Origin of the sequence: Pseudomonas kermanshahensis (assembly GCF_014269205.2) — a bacterium.
Taxonomy (GTDB): Bacteria; Pseudomonadota; Gammaproteobacteria; order Pseudomonadales; family Pseudomonadaceae; genus Aquipseudomonas; species Aquipseudomonas kermanshahensis.
The window spans coordinates 4823833-4841760 of sequence record NZ_JABWRY020000001.1 but is presented as its reverse complement, the minus strand read 5'-3'; the positions used below and the strand labels follow the sequence as shown (position 1 = coordinate 4841760).

19 protein-coding genes are annotated in these 17928 nt (G+C 63.2%); 10 read left to right on the top strand and 9 right to left on the bottom strand.

Going from position 1 to position 17928, the window contains the following annotated elements; all coding sequences use genetic code 11:
- Positions 1-9: 9 nt before the first annotated feature.
- Positions 10-642: a maleylacetoacetate isomerase gene (gene maiA / locus HU764_RS21700; protein WP_186702482.1), complete on the top strand. Its 633-nt coding sequence runs from the start codon at positions 10-12 to the stop codon at positions 640-642.
- Here maiA and HU764_RS21695 read toward each other — a convergent pair.
- Entirely contained in the window at positions 636-1442 is an 807-nt protein-coding gene (locus HU764_RS21695; RefSeq protein WP_027595264.1) for a SirB1 family protein, read from the bottom strand. The genes maiA and HU764_RS21695 overlap by 7 nt on opposite strands.
- A gap of 124 nt (positions 1443-1566) precedes the next feature.
- Between HU764_RS21695 and HU764_RS21690 the strand changes: the two genes are divergently transcribed.
- Positions 1567-2586, top strand: a complete 1020-nt coding sequence (locus tag HU764_RS21690) for a Glu/Leu/Phe/Val dehydrogenase family protein (protein WP_186677884.1) — start codon at positions 1567-1569, stop codon at positions 2584-2586.
- A 39-nt stretch (positions 2587-2625) separates the two neighbouring features.
- Here HU764_RS21690 and HU764_RS21685 read toward each other — a convergent pair whose 3' ends face one another.
- Positions 2626-2886: a YebG family protein gene (locus HU764_RS21685; protein WP_027595266.1), complete on the bottom strand. Its 261-nt coding sequence runs from the start codon at positions 2884-2886 to the stop codon at positions 2626-2628.
- A 232-nt stretch (positions 2887-3118) separates the two neighbouring features.
- Here HU764_RS21685 and HU764_RS21680 point away from each other — a divergent pair, with 232 nt between their 5' ends.
- Positions 3119-3589, top strand: a complete 471-nt coding sequence (locus HU764_RS21680) for a phosphate-starvation-inducible protein PsiE (protein WP_027595267.1) — start codon at positions 3119-3121, stop codon at positions 3587-3589.
- 3 nt (positions 3590-3592) lie between these two features.
- Here the strand turns inward: HU764_RS21680 and HU764_RS21675 are convergent, their stop codons facing one another.
- From HU764_RS21675 to HU764_RS21655, 5 genes are all read right to left on the bottom strand, one after another.
- Positions 3593-3883, bottom strand: coding sequence for a DUF3509 domain-containing protein (locus HU764_RS21675; RefSeq protein WP_027595268.1), 291 nt, complete (start codon positions 3881-3883; stop codon positions 3593-3595).
- Between the two features lie 122 nt (positions 3884-4005).
- A complete protein-coding gene (locus tag HU764_RS21670) occupies positions 4006-4353 on the bottom strand; it encodes an HPF/RaiA family ribosome-associated protein (RefSeq protein WP_027595269.1) in 348 nt (115 codons plus the stop codon).
- Between the two features lie 180 nt (positions 4354-4533).
- Positions 4534-6858, bottom strand: a complete 2325-nt coding sequence (gene fecA / locus HU764_RS21665; protein WP_186702483.1) for a TonB-dependent Fe(3+) dicitrate receptor FecA — start codon at positions 6856-6858, stop codon at positions 4534-4536.
- 261 nt (positions 6859-7119) lie between these two features.
- The gene (locus HU764_RS21660) at positions 7120-8046 is read right to left on the bottom strand and encodes a FecR domain-containing protein (RefSeq protein ID WP_186677877.1); all 927 of its coding nucleotides are present in this window, start codon (positions 8044-8046) and stop codon (positions 7120-7122) included.
- On the bottom strand, positions 8043-8537 hold the full coding sequence (locus HU764_RS21655; protein WP_186702484.1) for a sigma-70 family RNA polymerase sigma factor: 495 nt from the start codon (positions 8535-8537) through the stop codon (positions 8043-8045). Before HU764_RS21655 ends, HU764_RS21660 begins: the two co-directional genes overlap by 4 nt.
- 196 nt (positions 8538-8733) lie before the next feature.
- Here HU764_RS21655 and HU764_RS21650 point away from each other — a divergent pair, with 196 nt between their 5' ends.
- From HU764_RS21650 to HU764_RS21625, 6 genes are all read left to right on the top strand, one after another.
- Entirely contained in the window at positions 8734-9039 is a 306-nt protein-coding gene (locus HU764_RS21650) for a DUF3649 domain-containing protein (protein ID WP_186702485.1), read from the top strand.
- Positions 9036-10619 (top strand): PepSY-associated TM helix domain-containing protein, encoded by a 1584-nt coding sequence (locus tag HU764_RS21645; protein ID WP_027595274.1) that lies wholly within the window; start codon positions 9036-9038, stop codon positions 10617-10619. The genes HU764_RS21650 and HU764_RS21645 overlap by 4 nt, the downstream gene beginning before the upstream one ends.
- Entirely contained in the window at positions 10613-10939 is a 327-nt protein-coding gene (locus HU764_RS21640) for a DUF3325 domain-containing protein (protein ID WP_186702486.1), read from the top strand. The genes HU764_RS21645 and HU764_RS21640 overlap by 7 nt, the downstream gene beginning before the upstream one ends.
- Before the next feature lie 4 nt (positions 10940-10943).
- Positions 10944-11519: an RNA polymerase sigma factor gene (locus HU764_RS21635; RefSeq protein ID WP_099430971.1), complete on the top strand. Its 576-nt coding sequence runs from the start codon at positions 10944-10946 to the stop codon at positions 11517-11519.
- Complete coding sequence (locus HU764_RS21630) at positions 11516-12499, top strand: FecR family protein (protein ID WP_186702487.1); 984 nt, start codon at positions 11516-11518, stop codon at positions 12497-12499. Before HU764_RS21635 ends, HU764_RS21630 begins: the two co-directional genes overlap by 4 nt.
- Positions 12500-12650: 151 nt before the next feature.
- On the top strand, positions 12651-15041 hold the full coding sequence (locus HU764_RS21625; RefSeq protein WP_186702488.1) for a TonB-dependent siderophore receptor: 2391 nt from the start codon (positions 12651-12653) through the stop codon (positions 15039-15041).
- Here HU764_RS21625 and HU764_RS21620 read toward each other — a convergent pair.
- Entirely contained in the window at positions 15038-15913 is an 876-nt protein-coding gene (locus tag HU764_RS21620) for a helix-turn-helix domain-containing protein (protein WP_186702489.1), read from the bottom strand. The genes HU764_RS21625 and HU764_RS21620 overlap by 4 nt on opposite strands.
- Positions 15914-16170: 257 nt before the next feature.
- Between HU764_RS21620 and HU764_RS21615 the strand changes: the two genes are divergently transcribed.
- Positions 16171-17076 (top strand): DMT family transporter, encoded by a 906-nt coding sequence (locus HU764_RS21615; protein WP_186677835.1) that lies wholly within the window; start codon positions 16171-16173, stop codon positions 17074-17076.
- Positions 17077-17117: 41 nt separating this feature from the next.
- Here HU764_RS21615 and HU764_RS21610 read toward each other — a convergent pair whose 3' ends face one another.
- Entirely contained in the window at positions 17118-17816 is a 699-nt protein-coding gene (locus HU764_RS21610) for a hypothetical protein (RefSeq protein WP_186702490.1), read from the bottom strand.
- Between the last annotated feature and the right edge of the window lie 112 nt (positions 17817-17928).

The window sequence follows — 17928 nt, the reverse complement described above, 5'->3', positions numbered from 1 at the left end:
GGCAGGGGTATGGAGCTGTACACCTACTACCGTTCCACCTCGTCCTACCGGGTGCGCATCGCGCTGGCGCTGAAGGGGCTGGGTTACCAGTCCTTGCCGGTCAACCTGCTCAAGGGCGAGCAGCGCGGTGCGGACTATGTCGCCGTGAACCCGCAGGGCCGTGTACCGGCCCTGCGCACCGACAGCGGTGCGCTGTTGGTGCAGTCACCGGCGATCATCGAGTACCTGGAAGAGGTTTATCCACACCCTGCGCTGCTGCCGGACACGGCCGAGGCGCGGGCCAAGGTGCGTGGTGTGGCAGCGATCATCGGCTGCGATATCCACCCATTGCACAACGTCAGCGTACTTAACCAGCTGCGCCAGGCAGGGCAGGACGAGCCTCAGGTCAACCAGTGGATCGCGCACTGGATCGGCCAAGGGCTGTCGGCGGTCGAGCAACTGATCGGCGACCACGGCTTCTGCTTTGGCGACACGCCGGGCTTGGCGGATGTCTACTTGCTGCCGCAGGTGTACGCTGCCGAGCGGTTCAACATCGACCTCGGCGGTTACCCGCGCATTCGTCGGGTCGCTGCCCTGGCAGCCCAGCACCCGGCGTTCATCCAGGCGCATCCTTCTCAGCAGCCGGATACCCCGGCTCAGTGAATCGAACGGTTCACCGTCGGGAGTTTGCCGATCCGCTCGGAAAGCTTCAGGCGCTGGACCGGGTCTTCTGTGAGTAGCAGGGCATGCTCCAGGTCGAAACGTTCGGCCTGCGGGCAATCCAGAAACTGGTAGAGCGATGCGCGGGTGGTGTAGTCGCTGACTTGCACCGGGCCCAGCTGCATTACCCGTTCGGCGTCGATCAACGCAGCCAGGTGGTTGTCGTTGCTGATGTGCAATTGGCGCAGGTTGCGTGACAGGCGTTGCAGCATTTGCCGTGGGCTGGCCGTGCGCATGTGCTCTGCACTCAGCGGCACGTGTGGGCCGAACTGGCGGGCGAGCAGGTCGCGGCAATCACTGGGGTACAAGCGCCTGCCGCCGCAAGGGTCGAGCAGGTGGTCGGCGCCGGGCACGCGCAGCAGGAAATGGCCGGGAAATGCAACGCCTTCAAGCGGGATCGACAGGCGCCCAGCCAGCTCCAAGGCCAGGATGGCCAAGGTCAATGGCTGGCCACGGCGGCGCTGCAGCACTTTGTCCATCATCGCCGCGTGCGGCCGCAACGGGTGATATTCATCTTGTTGAAAGCCCAGTGCATTGAGTTGGCGCAGCAGCGGCTGGGCCAGTTCGCACAGGGGCAGCATCGGCAGGTTGGCGCTTATCTCGCGGTGCAGGTCGTGCAGCAGGGCAAGGCTGTTCGCGGGCTCGACACTTCGGTCGTGCTCGGCGGCCATCCACAATGCGGCTTCCAGCAGGGCGACAGGCTCGCGTTCCAGGCAGGCCAGGCAGGCTTGACGTGGCTTCATGGGGCTTCTCCACACACGTTTAACTATTAGCTGTGGCGCGCGGTTTCGTCCAGTGGTCTGACCGAGGCTTCCCGCACTTGGGCCTGCCTATACTGATAGGAGCACCTCGCTGGGGAGCCCGTCGATGTTCGCGTTAATGCAAAGCACCCGTACCCAATCGCTGCACCTGTTCATCGACCCGCCAACGGGGCTGAAAGCGGTGGTGGCGATCCACAGCGAGCAGCTGGGCCCCGCCATGGGCGGTTGTCGCTACCTGCCTTACGCCGATGACGAGAGCGCCATGCACGACGCGATCCGCTTGGCCCAGGGCATGAGCTACAAGGCCGCGCTGGCCGGTTTGGCCTTGGGCGGCGGCAAGGCAGTGATCATGCGCAACCCCCACGTGGAAAACCGCGCTGCGCTGTTCGAGGCATTCGGCCGTTTCGTCGATACCTTGCAGGGGCGCTTCATCACGGCTGTGGACAGCGGTACCTCGACGGTGGATATGGACTGCATCGCGCAGAGCACGCCGCATGTGACCAGCACAACAGCCTCGGGCGACCCTTCGCCCCATGCCGCCATGGGCGTGTTCGCCGGCATCCGCGCCACGTCGAAAGCACGGCTGGGCAGTAACAACCTGGAAGGCTTGCGGGTGGCCGTACAAGGGCTGGGTAACGTTGGCTATGCCTTGGCCGAGCAACTGCACGCGGCGGGAGCGGAGCTGTTGGTGAGCGACCTGGACCCCGGGCGGGTGCGGTTGGCGGTCGAGCAGTTCAATGCCCACCCGGTGACCAACGATGCCTTGATCAGCACCCCCTGCGACATCTTCGCCCCGTGTGGCGTAGGGCCTGTGCTGAACGGGCAGAGCGTGATGCAGCTGCGCTGTGCGGCGGTGGCGGGGGCGGCGAACAACCAGCTGACCACCCTGCAGGTTGCCGACCAGTTGGAATCGCGCGGGATACTGTATGCGCCCGACTACGTGATCAATGCCGGTGGGCTGATCTACGTAGCGTTGACCCATCGTGGCGAAGACCTGGGGACCATCACCGCGCACCTGGCGCGCATTCCTACGCGGCTGACCGAAGTGTTTGGCCATGCCCAGGCAGAGAAGCGCTCGCCGGCGCGGGTGGCGCAGATGCTGGCAGAGCGGCTGCTCTACGGCTAAGCCTGACGCTTCCCCTGTAGGAGCAGCCCAAGGCTGCTCTTACTGGGCTTGGCCTTCGAGCAACTCTGCCAACGCATCTGGCTGGCTCTTGAACGCCCGTGCGAACACGTCGCGGTTCTTGGCCATGTAGATACCGGCTTCTTCGACCTGTTGCTCAGTCAGCGATGGCACCGCCTTGTGCAGCACTTCTGCCAGGCGCTCGGCCAATTCGAGCATCTTGTCGTGACGATCTGCTTCGGCCTTATCCATGAACAAGCGCTCCGGGTCGCGGCTGCTGCGGTACACCACTTCGACGGCCATTCATCACCTCTATGCCTTTTTGCTGGTTGGGTTGCGTTTTACTGTATCTTTATACAGTAATGGCATTGGGCATCGTTGCGCAACCAGAATCTTCCCGCAAAAGCGTAGCCCACAGGTGCCTTGCGGCAATCGGTCGCCTTCCAAGGTGAGGGCCTGGCCCTTTAACTGCATGGCACAAGCGTCACACAGGTGACGCATCATCCTTCATGGCGTATCGGGGAATGGGACAATCGTGAACATCAAATGGGCTGAAAAGCTGCGCAAGGGCCTGCACGGCTCGGCTGACTCGCTGGGCAACCTGTGCGTCGAGGCATTCCATTATCTGGCGCTATTCGGCATTGGCGCCATCACCGCCTACGCGGCGGTGATGACCTTCCTGGACATGCTCGGCAAGGGCGGGGTCAGTGTCGATGACATCCTGCTGCTGTTCATCTACCTGGAGCTGGGGGCTATGGTCGGGATCTACTTCAAGACCAACCACATGCCCATCCGCTTTTTGCTGTACGTGGCGATCACCGCACTGACGCGCCTGCTGATCGGCGATGTGTCGCACCACAAGGCGCCGGACGAGGGGTTGTTGTACCTGTGCGGTGGCATCCTGTTGCTGGCGTTCTCGATCCTGGTGGTGCGCTACGCGTCGTACCGTTACCCCTCGACCAAGGTGCTGGATGCCAATGGCAAGGAAGTGGACGAGGGCAAGTAGCCCTCAGTTGGCCACGAAATGACGCGGTGCATGCTGCGCATCGCGGGTGAGTGCGGCGAGCACTTGCATCGGGTTCTGGCTCAGTTCGATGGCCAGGCCCAGGCGGATGCTGTCGATGACCCGCTGCAAGCGCACCGGGTCGTTACGCTGAGCCTGGCTGATCAGGCGCTTGGCGACCACGCCAGCGTCGTCGGCAAGGGTGAGCATGATGCTGCCATCCAGGTCGACGATGCTCAGGTTGACCCGGTACTCGGGGGCGAAGGCGGCGCTGATCTGTGCGAAGGGGTTGTTCATGGTCATGCATTCTGCAGCGATTGAGTGCAGGGGTTGACCGGCATGAGCGCGCGTTGGTTCAGCGCCGTTGATCGACAGAAACGAAAACGCCCGGCACTAGGCCGGGCGTTTTGTTACCACCCTCAGGCGTCGGGGTCACTTAGCTCCAGCACGCCGCGCTTGCTGCGCAACTTGCCGTAGAAGTGTTCAAGCGCGTGGTTGAGCTTGGTGGCGGCGCCATCGACCGCCTGGTCCAGCGAGGTGGCGGTGTGGGTCACGGAAATCGGTTGGTGGCCTTTCGGGCGAGCCTCCATTTGGCAACGTTTGTCATGCGGTCCGGGCTTGGCGCCGTTCTCGTCGCGCAGGTGCACCTCGATGCGGGTGAGGTCGTCCTCGTAACGTTCCAGTGAGCTTTCCAGCGTACTGCGGACCCACTCGTCGAGCCGGGCGTTACCTTCGATATGGTTGCTGCTGTTGACCTGGATTTGCATGATTCAATCCTTATTCAGCTTGCTCGCATGGAGGCGTGCCTAGGCCCTTGAGACCCTTGGAATTTCTGCGCCTCTTGACTCTAAGGTCAGGCAACGGCGGAATGATTTCAAGCCCTTTTTGAAAATAAATTTCTTGTTGCAACTGCAAGGCGAGGGCCGCGCAGCGACCCCCGGGTTTCGTCAGAAGGCTACCGAGGTCTGCACGTACAGGGTCCGTGGTTCACCCACATACTTACCCTTGTTGTTGTCGTCGAACGAACGCGTGTAGTACTCGCGGTTGAACAGGTTCTTCACGCCTACCGCCACCTTCAGGTTCGACATCTGCGGGCCAAAGTCATACCCGGCGCGGGTGCTGACCAGCATGTAGCCGGGGATACGCCCGGTGCTGCCATCGGCACTTTCCTCGCCGGTATTGGCGTTGTCGGCATACTGGCTGCTCTGGAAGCTGCTATCCAGGTCCAACTGCCACGGGCCTTCGGTGTAGCCGACGCCCAAGGTGCCCTTGTGCCGTGAAGAGAACGGCACCTGATTGCCCTTGTTCGGGCCGTCTTCGCGGATGGTGGCATCGACGAACGCGTAGCTGGCATGCACGTCGAAGCCGGCCAGTGACGGGCTCAGGCCGTCGAGGGCATAGCGGATGCTGGTCTCGATGCCTTGGTGACGGGTCTCACCGCGTGCAATCACCGAATCGTTGGTCTGGTTGCTTTCATACTGGTTGTCGAAGTTGATCAGAAACGCGCCGATCTCCGCTTGCACGTCGCCATTGTCGTAGCGGGTGCCGACTTCCCAGGTGCGGGCTTTTTCGGGTTTTACTTCACCGCTGCTGACGCGGTTGGGCATCTGGCTGTACTGCACGCTGCCGAACGAACCCTCGGTGTTGGCATACAGGTTCCAGCTGTCGGTGAGGTGGTACATCACGTTCAACGCCGGCAACGCGGTGTTGTAGCTGCCCTGGTAACGCTGGCCATTGAGCGTGTTGCTCTGTTCGGAGTCGATCACCTCGTAGCGTACGCCCGGGGTGATGGTCCAGCGGCCGATGTCGATACGGTCGTCCAGGTAGATGGCGTGGGCTTCGGTGCTGCCGCGGGTATCGCGGTCGTTGCGGCTGGCAGTGGTCGGCAGGTCGCCGTTGACCGGTTCGCGGAAGCGCAATTCGTGGCCGGCTTCGTTGACATAGCGGTAGCCGATGCCCAGTTCGTGCCAGCTTTCACCCAGCGCAACGCCTTGGGAGAACCGGGTTTCGATACCGCGCACCCAGTATTCGCGCGGCGACAGCGAAACGAAGCTGCCCTGGTCGAGGTAGCCACTGCGCAGGGTTTTGGTGAAGAAGCTGTTGACGCTGAATTGGCGGTCGTCCTGCTTGTAGTCGTAGCCGACGTTGACCAGCGTGCGACGGCCCCAGAACTTGTCCTTCAGGCGCGTCGATTGGTACGGGTCGGCATCGAAATCGGCAGTGCTCAGGCCGCCGGGCATGTCGGCTTCGCCTTCGTAGTATTGGGCCATGGCGTGCAGGCTATTGGCCTCATCCAGTTGCAGTTTGCCCTTGAGGATCAGGTCATCAATCTGCGTGTCGCTGTGCTCGCGCCAGTCGCCGCCACGGGTGCCAGAGTAGAGCAGGGCGCCGCCCAGGCCGTTGGCATTGGTGCCGCCGACCAGCAGGTTGGCGCTGTTCTTGAAACCGTCGTGGCTCGAGGACGGGCTGATCTGGTTTTGCATGGCGGCCTTGAAGGTGGCCTCCTCAGGGATTGCACGGGTCACGAAGTTGACGATGCCGCCGACGTTCTGCGGGCCATAGCGCACCGCGCCGCCGCCGCGCACCACGTCCACGGCATCCATGTTGCCCATGCTGATCGGCGCCAGTGACAACTGAGGCTGGCCGTACGGCGCGAACGGCACCGGGATGCCGTCCATCAGCACGGTGGAGCGCGACGCCAGGCGTGGGTTGAGGCCACGGATACCAAAGTTCAGCGCCAGGTCATGGCTGCCGGTGCCGTTGTTGTCTGGCGCATTCACCCCCGGGATGCGGTTGAGCACTTCGCGCGCGGTGGTGGCGCCGCTGCGTTCGAAGGCTTCACGGCGCACGACGTCGCGGGCGCCGGGGTGTTCGAAGACGTTGTCTTGCTGGGCTTCGGCCAACCAGTCGCCGACCACCGTTGAGGCCCCCAGCTCGACGGCGGCGCTGGTGCTGGCGGCACTCAGCGGCTGCAGGCTGAAGGCGTTGTCGGTTTCTTGCCGGGCTTGCAGGCCACTGCCGCGCAGCAGCGCGTCGAGGCCCTGGCGCACGTCGTACTGGCCGTCCAGGCCTGGGGTGTTCATGCCTTGGGTCAGTTGCGAACCGAACGAAATCAATGCGCCGCTCTCGCGACCGAACTGGTTGAGGGCGTCTTCAAGGGAGCCGGCGGCGATGTGGTAAGTGCGCGCTTCGGCGTGGGCCGCGGGGCTGGCGAGGCCGAGGGTGGTGGCGAGCAGCAGGGCGTGGACGAGGGGGCTGGGGCGCAACGGCATGGGTGAGGTCCTGAGAGAAGGGGTTTGCCTTGTCTGTCACGCGAACGTTGGGAAATGGCTCAGGTGAATGCAAAAAATCTGCGGCTGCTGTGCAGCCTATGGCCGGCAGGCCAGCTTCCACAGGTAACTGCGCAGGCTCAGACCTTGTGAGGACCCTGTGGGAGCGGGCTTGTCCCGCGAATGGGGATACGCGGTGCATGGCACCGGCTTCGCCGGTGTTCGCGGGGCAAGCCCGCTCCCACGGGTATAGGCCCGGCAACCTCACGTCAGGCTATCGACCGTCACCCAGTACCGGGTAAACCGTCGCACCCGCACCGGCAATGCCACCTCCAGCATCTGCAGAATTCGCTCACTGTCATCTAGCGGGTAAGACCCGGAAATCCGCAAGTCGGCGACCCGCTCGCTGCACCCCAGTTGCCCCTGCCGGTAGCGGCCGAGCTCGGCCAGGAAATCCCCCAGGCGCATCTGCGACGCTACCAGCATGCCGTCGACCCAGGCCCCGGCATTGCGGTCCAGCGCTGTGACCGCCCGCCAGCCGTTGCCCCCCAATCGGGCCTGTTGCCCTGCCAGCAAGGCCTCACCCGACACACTGGCGACGCCACTGAACACCGACACCAGGCTGAACCCGTCGTACTGGCGCACGTTGAAACGGCCGCTGTCCAACTGCAGCGCAGCTTCGCCGGTGCGCAGCAGCAAGGGCCGTGCATCCTTGGCCACCTCCAGCGCCAGTTCGCCTTCGAGCAGGCGCACCACCCGCTGGGGCCCATCAAAGCGCACATCGGCGGCGCTACGGGTATTGAGTTGCAGCAGGCTGCCGTCTTCCAGGTTCAACCGCCGACGCTGGCCGACCGGGCTGCGGTAGTCGGCCATCAGCCCTGGCAACGGGTTGTGCTGCTGCAGCCCCAACCCTGTGGCACTGGCCACACCGAGCAGCAGCAAGGCCTTGAGCGCACGCCGTCGAGCGGCCGATGGCGGCGCTTGCAGCGTCGCATGCACCACGGGCGAAGCCACCCCGCGTAGCCGCTGATTGACCTGCTGAATATGCGCCCAGGCGCGCTGGTGTTCGTGGTCGGCTTGTAACCAGTGCTCCAGCGCCAACTGCTGGGCCCGGTCAAAATCATCACCCTGGGACTCGATCAACCAATGCACGGCCTGCTCGGCTACCTGCGGAGAAAACTGGGTATTCACAGGGCGAAGTAACAGCGCATGGCCGCCTTGTTCAGGTAGCGTTTGACCGTGGCCAGCGACACGTTCAGCTCACGCGCGATCTCGCCCTGGCCCAGGCCGTCGACCTGCGCCAGCAGGAAGGCACGCTTGACCAGCGCTGGCAGGCCATCCAGCAGGCGGTCGAGCTCCAGCAGCGTCTCGAAGATGATCGCTTTCTGTTCTTCGCTCGGTGCCACGTCTTCCGGCACTTGGGCCAAGGCTAGGAGGTAGGCGCGTTCCAGTTCCTGGCGCCGAAAGTGATTGCACAGCACCCGCTTGGCGACCGTGGCCAGGAACGCCCGGGGTTCGATCAATTGCGGTGTCTCGCGTGCCTGAAGCAGGCGTACGTAGGTGTCCTGCGCCAGGTCGGCGGCACTCTGCGGGCAGCCAAGGCGGCGGCGCAACCAGCCGGTCAGCCAGTTGTGATGGGCGTGATAGAGGCCTTCGACCGTCGAGGAAAGGGCGCTGGGCACCGTGGATACTCCGGCGCCAAGATGCGCGATTGGAAGTAATAATTGTTCGCATTGTAGTGGGCGACCCGGTGCTCGGCAATCCTCCAGGGGCGGATCGCCAGCCCGTCAGCGATGGGCGACTAAGCAGCGGCAATATTTTGCTTATGCGAATTGAAATCATTATTATTGCAGCCCCGAAAATGCCCGGACCTCCGCCATGAAGCGCAACGCCGCCGGTCTCCCGCTCAGCTACCGCCTGGCCGTGGCCTCACGCTGCCTGGCTGCAACGCTGGGCGGTTATCTGCTGGCATCCATGGCCAGTGTCAGCATCGTCCTGCTGGCGCCCTTGCCACGGGTCGACGCGACACTCACGGGCTTGCTGTTGTCGTTCGTCTTCTACGTGCTGGCGTTCATCTGGTGCTTCGCTTGCCGTAGCGCCTGGCGTGCCTGGTGGGGCGTGCTGTTGCCAAGCGTGCTGCTGGGCGTGGTCAGCGGTTTTGCCTACTGGATGAAAAACCCATGAAAGAAGGCTTTCGCCAGGCCATGGCCTGGTTGCACACCTGGACCGGCCTGATCTTCGGCTGGTTGCTGTTCGCCATCTTCCTCACTGGCACGCTTTCGTACTTCAAGGACGAGATCAATCACTGGACCCAACCCGAGGTGCGCAGCCATGCGCTCGACCCGGTAAACAGCCTGGGCTTGGCCCAGCGCTACCTGGAGGCCAACGCCGCGCACGCCAGCAACTGGATGATCCGCTTGCCCAACGCGCGCGAGGCGGCGCTGAACGTGGGCTGGCGCGACCCCGAGGCGGGGCGCCGCGGTTTTGTCAGCAAAAGCCTCGATGCGCAGACTGGCCAGCCGGTCGAGGCGCGCGATAGCCGTGGCGGCGAATTCTTCTACCGCTTCCACTTCCAGCTGGAGATGCCGTACCCGTTCGGCCGTTGGCTGTCGACGTTCTGTGCCTTCATCATGCTGCTGGGCTTGGTTACCGGGATCATCACCCACAAGAAGATCTTCAAAGAGTTTTTCACCTTCCGCCCTGGCAAAGGCCAGCGCTCCTGGCTGGATGGGCACAACGCAATCGGCGTGCTGGTGCTGCCGTTCCACCTGATGATCAGCTACAGCAGCCTGGTGCTGTTCATGTACATGGTGATGCCTGCCGGCATTCTGGCCAGCTATGGCGGCAATACCGGCGAGTACTTCAACGAGCTGTTCGGCCGCGACGATGCGCCCAAGGCTGCCAACGTCGCGACGCCCCTGGTGCCGTTGCCGACGCTGTACGCCAAAGTCGAGGAACTGGCGCCGGGTGCACGCATCGGTTTCATCCAGCTGCAAAACCCCGGTGACCGTAATGCCCGGGTCACCTTCACCCAGTCCTCGGCCGACAATGTCGCCTACCGGCGCAGCACCCACTGGACCTTCGATGGCGCCAGCGGCGCGCTGCTGACCCAAGGTGCACCGGAGAGCGGTGCGATGATGACGGCCTTCAGTTTTGCCGGCCTGCACATGGGCAATTTCGCCGGGCCCTGGCTGCGCTGGTTGTACTTTGTCTTCGGCGTGGCCGGTACAGCAGTCATCGGCACAGGGTTGGTGATGTGGCTGGGCAAGCGTCAGCTCAAGCATGCCAAGAGCGCGCACATGCCCGGCGAATTGCGCTTGGTCGAGGTGCTCAACATTGCCAGCATGAGTGGCCTGCTGCTGGCGGTGGCAGGGTTCTTCTGGGCCAATCGGCTGATCCCTGTGGCTGCCGAGGGCCGCGCCGATTGGGAGGTCAACACGTTCTTCCTGGTCTGGGCATTGTCGCTGGTGCATGCCGTGCTGCGATCCGGGCGTCGCGCCTGGGGCGAGCAACTGGCGCTGGGCGCGCTGGCCTTCGCTTTGCTGCCGCTGCTCAATGGCCTGACCACAGGCCAGGGCCTCGATCAGTCATTGCGGTCTGGCGACTGGGCCATGGCCGGGTTCGACCTCACGGCGCTGGCCACCGGCGTGTTCCTGGCGTGGACGGCCAGCAAAATGCTGCGCCCGGCAAAGCCGGTTACCAAGCGCGCCTCACGCGCGGCCCAAAAACCGACGGTCGAGGGCGGCGAGGTGAGCGGATGCTAGGTAGTGCGCTGCTCGGCTTCGCGGGCTTCGTCGCCCTGTGCCTGGCCATGGAAAAACACTTCAATGAGCTGCTTGGGCGCAAACCCCAAGCGCAACAGTTGCGTGTGCTGCGCGTCGGTGGCTGGCTGCTGCTGGTGCTGTCGCTGGTACTCAGCGTGCACATGCGGGGGTGGGCGCATGGCCTGGTGGAGTGGATAGCGGTGTTGATGGCGGGGGTGACCCTGTGGGTGTTCGCCCTGCCGTACCAGCCCCGCCTGTTGTTGGGCCTGGCCGCCATCAGCGTGGTGCTCGGCCCGCTGTTGGCCGTGCTTGGTGTATGACGCCTTGAGCGAGCCGGGTGACGTGATCGAGCCAGACGCTGACCATACTGGCGGGCGTGCGCGCTTCGTGCAGGTGTTTCTGGCGCAGCGTGCGCGCATGGAGGCATTGGTCAGCCGCCGGGTCGGTTGCCGGGCCACGGCATCGGACCTGGTCCAGGAGTTGTTCCTGCGCTTCTGGCGCCGCCCCGAGGTCAAGGTCGAAGCACTGGACACCTACCTTTTGCGCTGCGCCGGCAACCTTGCCATCGACCACCTGCGTAGCGAAGGCAGCCGCGAGCGTGTGGCCGAAGCCACGCAAGCCGTGGATGAGCAGTCCAGCGCTGCAGAACCTGAGCAAGCCCTGGAGGTCGATCACGACCTGCAACGCATCGAGGCTGCGTTGCGTGCCTTGCCCGATCGCACGCGGCAGATCTTCCTGCTCAATCGTATCCACGGCTGCACGTACAGCGAGATCGCCACGGCCATGCAACTGTCCCAGAGCGCCGTTGAAAAGCATATGATGCGCGCCCTCGAAGCGTGCAAGGCGAGTGTCGCCGAGCCCGTTTCCACCCTACGCAGGCCAGGGAGCGCCCGTCGATGAGCCGTCCGAATCCGATCACTGCCGCGCAGTCACAGGCCGCGCTGCAGTGGCTGAGCCGCATCAACGAACAGCCTGAGCAAGCTCAAGGTGCGGCGTTCAAGCGTTGGTTGCTGGCCGACCCGGGGCATCGAGAGGCGTACGCACAGGCTCAGGCGCTGTGGCAGATGAGCGCGACGCCAGCGGCGCGGCTGGCCGATGAAGAGCGTGAGGGCCTGCAAAAGTACCTGGATGCCATGGCCAAGGCGCCTGCCCGAGGCCGTTGGCGCCAACGCGTCGCCGCCTTGGCAGTTGCAGCCTGCCTGGTGCTGGCGGTTGGCACCGTGGGGGGTTGGCACCCTGGCTACTGGCTGCAGGACCTGCAGGCCGACTACAGCAGCGCCGGCAACGTCCGCCAGGTGACCCTGGCCGATCAATCGCAGGTGACACTCGATGCAGGCAGCGCAATCACGGTCGACTTCGCCCAAGGCGAGCGCCGTGTGCGGCTGCTGCGCGGGGCGGCGTTCTTCCAGGTCACCCACACCGGCGAGCCGTTTCTGGTCGCTGCCGCAGGCGGTGAGGTGCGGGTGCTGGGCACCCAGTTCGAGGTGCGTGAGCAGGGGGATGGCGCGCAGGTGACAGTGCGCAGTGGGCGGGTCGCGGTGACGCCGGGGCAAGGCGTGGTCGCCCGTGAACTGACGGCCAATCAGCAGCTGGCTTACGTGCACGGCCATGCGGGCAGCACCGTGAGCGTAGACAGCGAGAGCCGCCTGGCTTGGCGCCAGGGCTGGCTGAATTACTACCAGGTGCCGCTGGCGCAGGTGGTCGAAGACCTCGGGCGGTACTACCCGGGGCGCATCCTGCTGCTCGAGGGTGAGTTGGGGCAGCGCAAGGTCAGTGGCAGTTTCCCGGTGCAAGCGCCTTTGGCAGCGCTCGATTCACTTGGCCATGTGATGGGCTTTTCCCGGCAGACCGTATTGGGGCGGTTGACGATTATCCGCTAGGCACCTGTACCAGAACCTGTGGGCTTGCCCGCGAAGAGGCCGGTCCAGGAAAAAAATTCAATTAACGGATGAGGTAACAGGCCGTGGCATCCGTGTAATGAGTGGAAGTGCGATTCATTCGTAATCAACACCCACTTACAGGTCAGCGTCCATGAAGTTCACCCCGCGTTGCGTCCCCCTCTGGCTCGGCCTTTCGGTGTTCCCTGTCATCGCCATCGCACCGTTGGCCGGGGCGGCCGAGCAGGTACAGGCGTACACGTTTGCCCAGCCAAGCCAGCCCTTGGCCCAGGCGCTTAATGCCTTCAGCCAAGCCACCGGCCAGAGCGTGGTGTACACCCTCGAGCTTTCTGGCCAGCAGGCACCCGCCCTCAACGGCACCTTCAGCGCAGAGCAGGCGCTGCAGCAATTGCTGGGCACTTCCGGCCTGGCCTGGCGCCGCGTCGATGCCCGCACCTTCACCCTCGAAGCCGTGAGCAGCGACGGGGCACTCAACCTGCAGGCCACCACCGTGACCTCGCAGATGGACGCCTACAGCTATCAGCCCCCGGCCACGGCCTCGATCATGCGTGGCCAGGGCCCGAACCAGGACATCCCCCAGGCCATCAACGTGGTCCCGGCCCAGGTCATTCGCGACCAGGCCCCGCGCAACCTCGATGATGCCTTGACCAACGTCAGCGGCATTACCCAGGGCAACAACTTTGGCGGCACCTCCGACACCGTGATGAAGCGCGGCTTTGGGGACAACCGCGACGGCTCGATCATGCGTGACGGTATGCCCATCGTGCAGGGCCGCAGCCTTAATGCCAGCACCGAGCGGGTCGAAGTGCTCAAGGGCCCGGCCTCGCTGCTGTATGGCATCCAGGACCCAGGCGGGGTCATCAACGTGGTCAGCAAGCGCCCGCAACTGCAGCAGTACAACGCCCTGACGGTGCGTGGCTCGACCTACGGCAGCGGCAAAAATGGCAGCGGCGGTGGGTTCGACAGCACCGGCGCACTCGGCGACAGCAACTTCGCCTACCGCCTGATCGTCGACCACGAAGATGAGGACTACTGGCGTAACTTCGGTGTGCACCGCGAATCGCTGGTGGCGCCGTCGCTGGCCTGGCTGGGCGAGGACACCCAGGTGGTGGTGGCGTACGAGCACCGCGAGTTTCTTTACCCGTTCGACCGCGGCACGGCCTTTGGCAGCAACGGCCACCCCTTGGACATTCCGGCCACGCGTCGCCTGGATGAGCCATTCAACGACATGGAAGGGCGCTCTGACCTGTATCGCCTGGAGGTCGACCACCAATTGGCCGACGATTGGAAGCTGCACTTCGGCTACAGCTTCAACCGCGAGACCTACGACGCCAGCCAGGTCCGCGTGACGGGCGTCAACGAAGCCAAGGGCACGCTGACGCGCAGCATCGACGGCACGCACAACGCCATGAGCCGCGACCAGTTCGCCACCCTGAGCCTTGCGGGCAACGTCGAGCTGGGCGGCCTGCAGCATGACCTGTTGTTCGGCCTCGATCACGAAGACCGCAAGGTGTTTCGTGGCGACCTGATCCGCCAGACGGCGCAGTCTACCTTCAGCTATGAAAACCCGGTCTACGGCCAGGAAGTGGAGGGCAGCAGCGTACGCGCCAGCGACAGCGACCAGACCGACAAACTGCGCACCGACGCGCTGTTCGTGCAGGACGCCCTGCACCTGGATGAGCACTGGATTCTGGTGGCGGGTGCGCGCTTCCAGCAGTTCGACCAATACGCCGGCCGCGGTCGCCCGTTCAAAGCCAATACCGACACTAGCGGCCAGGCCTGGGTGCCGCATGCCGGCATCGTCTACAAGGTCGATGACCAGCTGTCGTTCTATGGCAGCTACAGCGAGTCGTTCAAGCCCAACTCCAGCATTGCGCCGTTGACCGGCGGGGTGGTGCTGGATGCCTCGGTAGCGCCCGAAGAGGGCAAATCGTGGGAGCTGGGGGCCAAGCTCGACATGCCGGGCAGCCTGACCGGCACCTTGGCGCTGTTCGACATCACCAAGCGCAATGTGCTGGTCGCCAACTTCGACACGGGTACCGGCGAGACGGTCTACAGCAATGCTGGCGAGGTCAATTCACGCGGTGTGGAGCTTGACCTGACTGGGCAGCTCAGCGAGCGCTGGAGCCTGATCGGCAGTTATGCCTTTACCGATGCCAAGGTCACCAAAGACCCGGACCTTGAAGGCAACCGCCTGCAGAACGTGGCCAAGCACAGTGGCTCGCTCTCGGCCGTGTATGACTTTGGCCGCGTGTTCGGTGGCGACCGGCTGCGCTTTGGTGCTGGGGCCCGTTATGTGGGCGAGCGTTCGGGCAACTCGACCAACACCTTCGACTTGCCCAGCTATACCGTCGCCGATGCGTTTGCCACGTACGAGACCCAGCTCGATGAACACAACGTGCGCCTGCAGTTGAACGTGAAGAACCTGTTCGACAAGGTTTACTACAGCTCGGCAGTTAACCAGTACTTTGTCGCAGTTGGCGATGCGCGGCAGGTGAGCCTGTCCAGCACCTTCGAGTTCTAAGGGCTGAAGGCTGTGCGATAGTCGCCAGGCGTCGCTCCGAGTGCCTGGCGGAAGCGGTTGCTGAAATGGCTGGCACTGGCAAACCCGCACAGCAACGCCACCTCTCCCAGCGCAAGGTGGCCCAAGCGCAACAATTGGCAAGCACGGTGCAGCCGTCGTGCCAGCAGGTACTGATGTGGCGGCAAGCCGAAACAGGTGCGGAACATGCGCGCGAAGTGGTACTCGGAAAGGTTGCAGCGCAGGGCCAGTTCACCGAGGGTGATGGGCTGGTCCAGGTGCGCCTCGATGTACTCCACCAACTGCCGACGCAGGTTCGGCGCCAAGCCGCCTTTCAGGCGCAGCCCTTGACGTAACCCAACCTGGCTGAGCACTGCGTGGTCGACGATTTCATGCGCCAGGCTGCTGGCCAGCAGGCGCTCGCCGGGCTCGTCCCAGGCCAGGTTGATCAACTGGCGAAAGCGCGCCGACTGTTGCGGGTCATCGAGGAACGTCGCCTCCTGCAGCTGCAATTCCCGCGGCTCACGGTCCAGCAGGCGCACGCAACCCAGGGCGAACTGCGCCTCGCTGACGTACAGGTGCGCCAGGCGGATCGCGCCGTTGACCACCCAGTTCGACTCATGGCCAGCCGGCATGATGCACAGCTTGTTCGGTGCGCCCTTGTCGGCCGGTCGCTGGCGACGGAAGGTGCCGGTGCCATCGGCGATGTAGCACGACAGCGTGTGATGGCTGGGCGCCTGGTAATCGCGGGCATCGTCGCGGTTGCGCCACAGCGCCGCAGCCAAGCCGTCACCCAGGTGCGCGCTCAGCTCCAAGCGGGCGTGGGGCGAGGCGTGCATGGCGTTGAAGACGTGCAGCTGGGAGAGTGGGGTCATGGGCGATTCCTCTGGGGCCATCGTACTGCGCTTGCGTTGCGCTGACAGCTCCCTGGGTTGGAAAAGCGCAAGTTTGTGCAAGCGCAGGGCAGTGGCCAGGGGGAACACTGGGGGCCCTGGCGAGGGCTGCGCCCTCGTTCGCAGGCAAGCCAGCTCCTACAGGTACGGCGCCGTCCTCCTGTAGGAGCTGGCTTGCCTGCGATGGGCCGCAAGGCGGCCCCAGGTTGTATGGTCGAACGCCTGAGGAGGCCCCACCTGTGAACCTGTCCCTGTACCTGCTCACCGTCCTGATCTGGGGCACCACCTGGATCGCCCTGAAACTGCAACTGGGCGTGGTCGCCATCCCGGTGTCCATCGTCTATCGCTTCGCTTTGGCCGGGTTGATCCTGTTCGCCATCCTGCTGCTCACCCGTCGCCTGCAACCCATGAACCGCCGCGGCCACCTGATCTGCCTGGCCCAAGGCCTGTGCCTGTTCTGCGTCAACTTCATGTGCTTCCTCACCGCCAGCCAGTGGATCGCCAGCGGCCTGATCGCCGTGGTGTTCTCCACCGCGACCCTGTGGAACGCACTCAACGCCCGGGTGTTCTTTGGCCAGAAGATCGCTGCCAACGTGCTGGGTGGCGGTGCACTGGGGCTGCTGGGCCTGGGCCTGCTGTTCTGGCCCGAACTGTCCCACCATGCCGCCAGCCGCGAAACCCTGTACGGCCTCGGCCTGGCTTTGCTCGGCACGCTGTGCTTCTCGGCCGGCAACATGCTGTCGAGCATGCAGCAGAAAGCAGGGCTCAAGCCCATGACCACCAATGCCTGGGGCATGGTCTATGGCGCGGCGATGCTGACGGTTTATTGCCTGTTCAACGGCATTCCCTTCGCCATGGAATGGAACACCCGCTACATCGGCTCGCTGATGTACCTGGTGATCCCGGGTTCGGTGATTGGCTTCACCGCCTACCTGACCCTGGTCGGGCGCATGGGCCCCGAGCGGGCAGCCTACTGTACGGTGCTGTTCCCGCTGGTGGCCTTAAACGTGTCGGCGTTTGTCGAAGGGTATCAATGGACGGCGCCGGCGCTGTTGGGGATGACGTTGGTGATGGGGGGGAATGTACTGGTGTTTCGCAAACTCAACGCCACACGCATTGCTACAGCCCCCTTACTCAGGCCGTGATGCTGCAGTATCGGTGGGTGAAATATCACCCGGTACGGATTTCACGATGCGCTGAATGTGACCGTGACGGCCTCTGTATCTTTAGATTCGTTACCGGCGCGTGAGAGGGCGGTATATACAAGGGTATAATCTCCGTATATGGCTTTTCCATCCATGAAGAATGTATCTTTAGGTATTTTACCTGTGATGGGCTGATCCTCTTTCGCGCGAGGCGGTGTCGTCAATGTCACGCTAATATTCTCGGGTCCGGTTATGTTAACCATGCAGTGGTCTCCAATTCTGTTATAAGTGAAAGGTGGGGCTGTAAAATCTAAACTGTCATGGTTGTCGAAGTAGGCGAGGTTGAATGCTGTGGTATCCATCGCCAATGGAGGCGCTTGGATGGGTTTTTTTAAGTCGACGGTGAAAGAGGTTGTGACTGTCCTTTCAGAACCATCTTTTGTTTTTAATACATATTGCAGGGTTTGTTTCTGACTTTTTTTGAATCGATCCGAAGGGAGCTGGAAGTGTAGCGACTCTGGAAGTGGTTTGTCGTAGTGGCGATCAAGGATTGACTGGCCGCTCTCACTGGAGTGAGTAATGTAAAAATAGGAGGGTACCGGCCATTCGTTTGTTTGGGGGATGGTTATATTTAAATACTCTGCCATCTTGGCGGTCGTGATGAGATTCTCTTCAATCCCCGGTATCTCTACAACGTCATCAAATTGAATGTCTCGAAAAATAGGGTTGAAATTTTTCACGTGGGTAGTCCTCAGAATAGCAATGAAGGTGGTGTTCTTCTGCATTGTTAATCTGAGGTGTCGCGGGTGTCACCTAGCAAAAATGATAGGTACGTAGCGTTGGCAATGGGCC

What these genes read in the sequence shown, in the direction of transcription:
- fecA (WP_186702483.1), bottom strand. Translation starts at nt 6,858, where the DNA reads ATGCCGTTGCGCCCCAGCCCCCTCGTCCACGCCCTGCTGCTCGCCACC.
- HU764_RS21690 (WP_186677884.1), top strand. Translation starts at nt 1,567, where the DNA reads ATGTTCGCGTTAATGCAAAGCACCCGTACCCAATCGCTGCACCTGTTC.
- HU764_RS21685 (WP_027595266.1), bottom strand. Translation starts at nt 2,886, where the DNA reads ATGGCCGTCGAAGTGGTGTACCGCAGCAGCCGCGACCCGGAGCGCTTG.
- HU764_RS21620 (WP_186702489.1), bottom strand. Translation starts at nt 15,913, where the DNA reads ATGACCCCACTCTCCCAGCTGCACGTCTTCAACGCCATGCACGCCTCG.
- HU764_RS21675 (WP_027595268.1), bottom strand. Translation starts at nt 3,883, where the DNA reads ATGAACAACCCCTTCGCACAGATCAGCGCCGCCTTCGCCCCCGAGTAC.
- HU764_RS21670 (WP_027595269.1), bottom strand. Translation starts at nt 4,353, where the DNA reads ATGCAAATCCAGGTCAACAGCAGCAACCATATCGAAGGTAACGCCCGG.
- HU764_RS21695 (WP_027595264.1), bottom strand. Translation starts at nt 1,442, where the DNA reads ATGAAGCCACGTCAAGCCTGCCTGGCCTGCCTGGAACGCGAGCCTGTC.
- HU764_RS21625 (WP_186702488.1), top strand. Translation starts at nt 12,651, where the DNA reads ATGAAGTTCACCCCGCGTTGCGTCCCCCTCTGGCTCGGCCTTTCGGTG.
- HU764_RS21630 (WP_186702487.1), top strand. Translation starts at nt 11,516, where the DNA reads ATGAGCCGTCCGAATCCGATCACTGCCGCGCAGTCACAGGCCGCGCTG.
- HU764_RS21640 (WP_186702486.1), top strand. Translation starts at nt 10,613, where the DNA reads ATGCTAGGTAGTGCGCTGCTCGGCTTCGCGGGCTTCGTCGCCCTGTGC.
- HU764_RS21645 (WP_027595274.1), top strand. Translation starts at nt 9,036, where the DNA reads ATGAAAGAAGGCTTTCGCCAGGCCATGGCCTGGTTGCACACCTGGACC.
- HU764_RS21650 (WP_186702485.1), top strand. Translation starts at nt 8,734, where the DNA reads ATGAAGCGCAACGCCGCCGGTCTCCCGCTCAGCTACCGCCTGGCCGTG.
- maiA (WP_186702482.1), top strand. Translation starts at nt 10, where the DNA reads ATGGAGCTGTACACCTACTACCGTTCCACCTCGTCCTACCGGGTGCGC.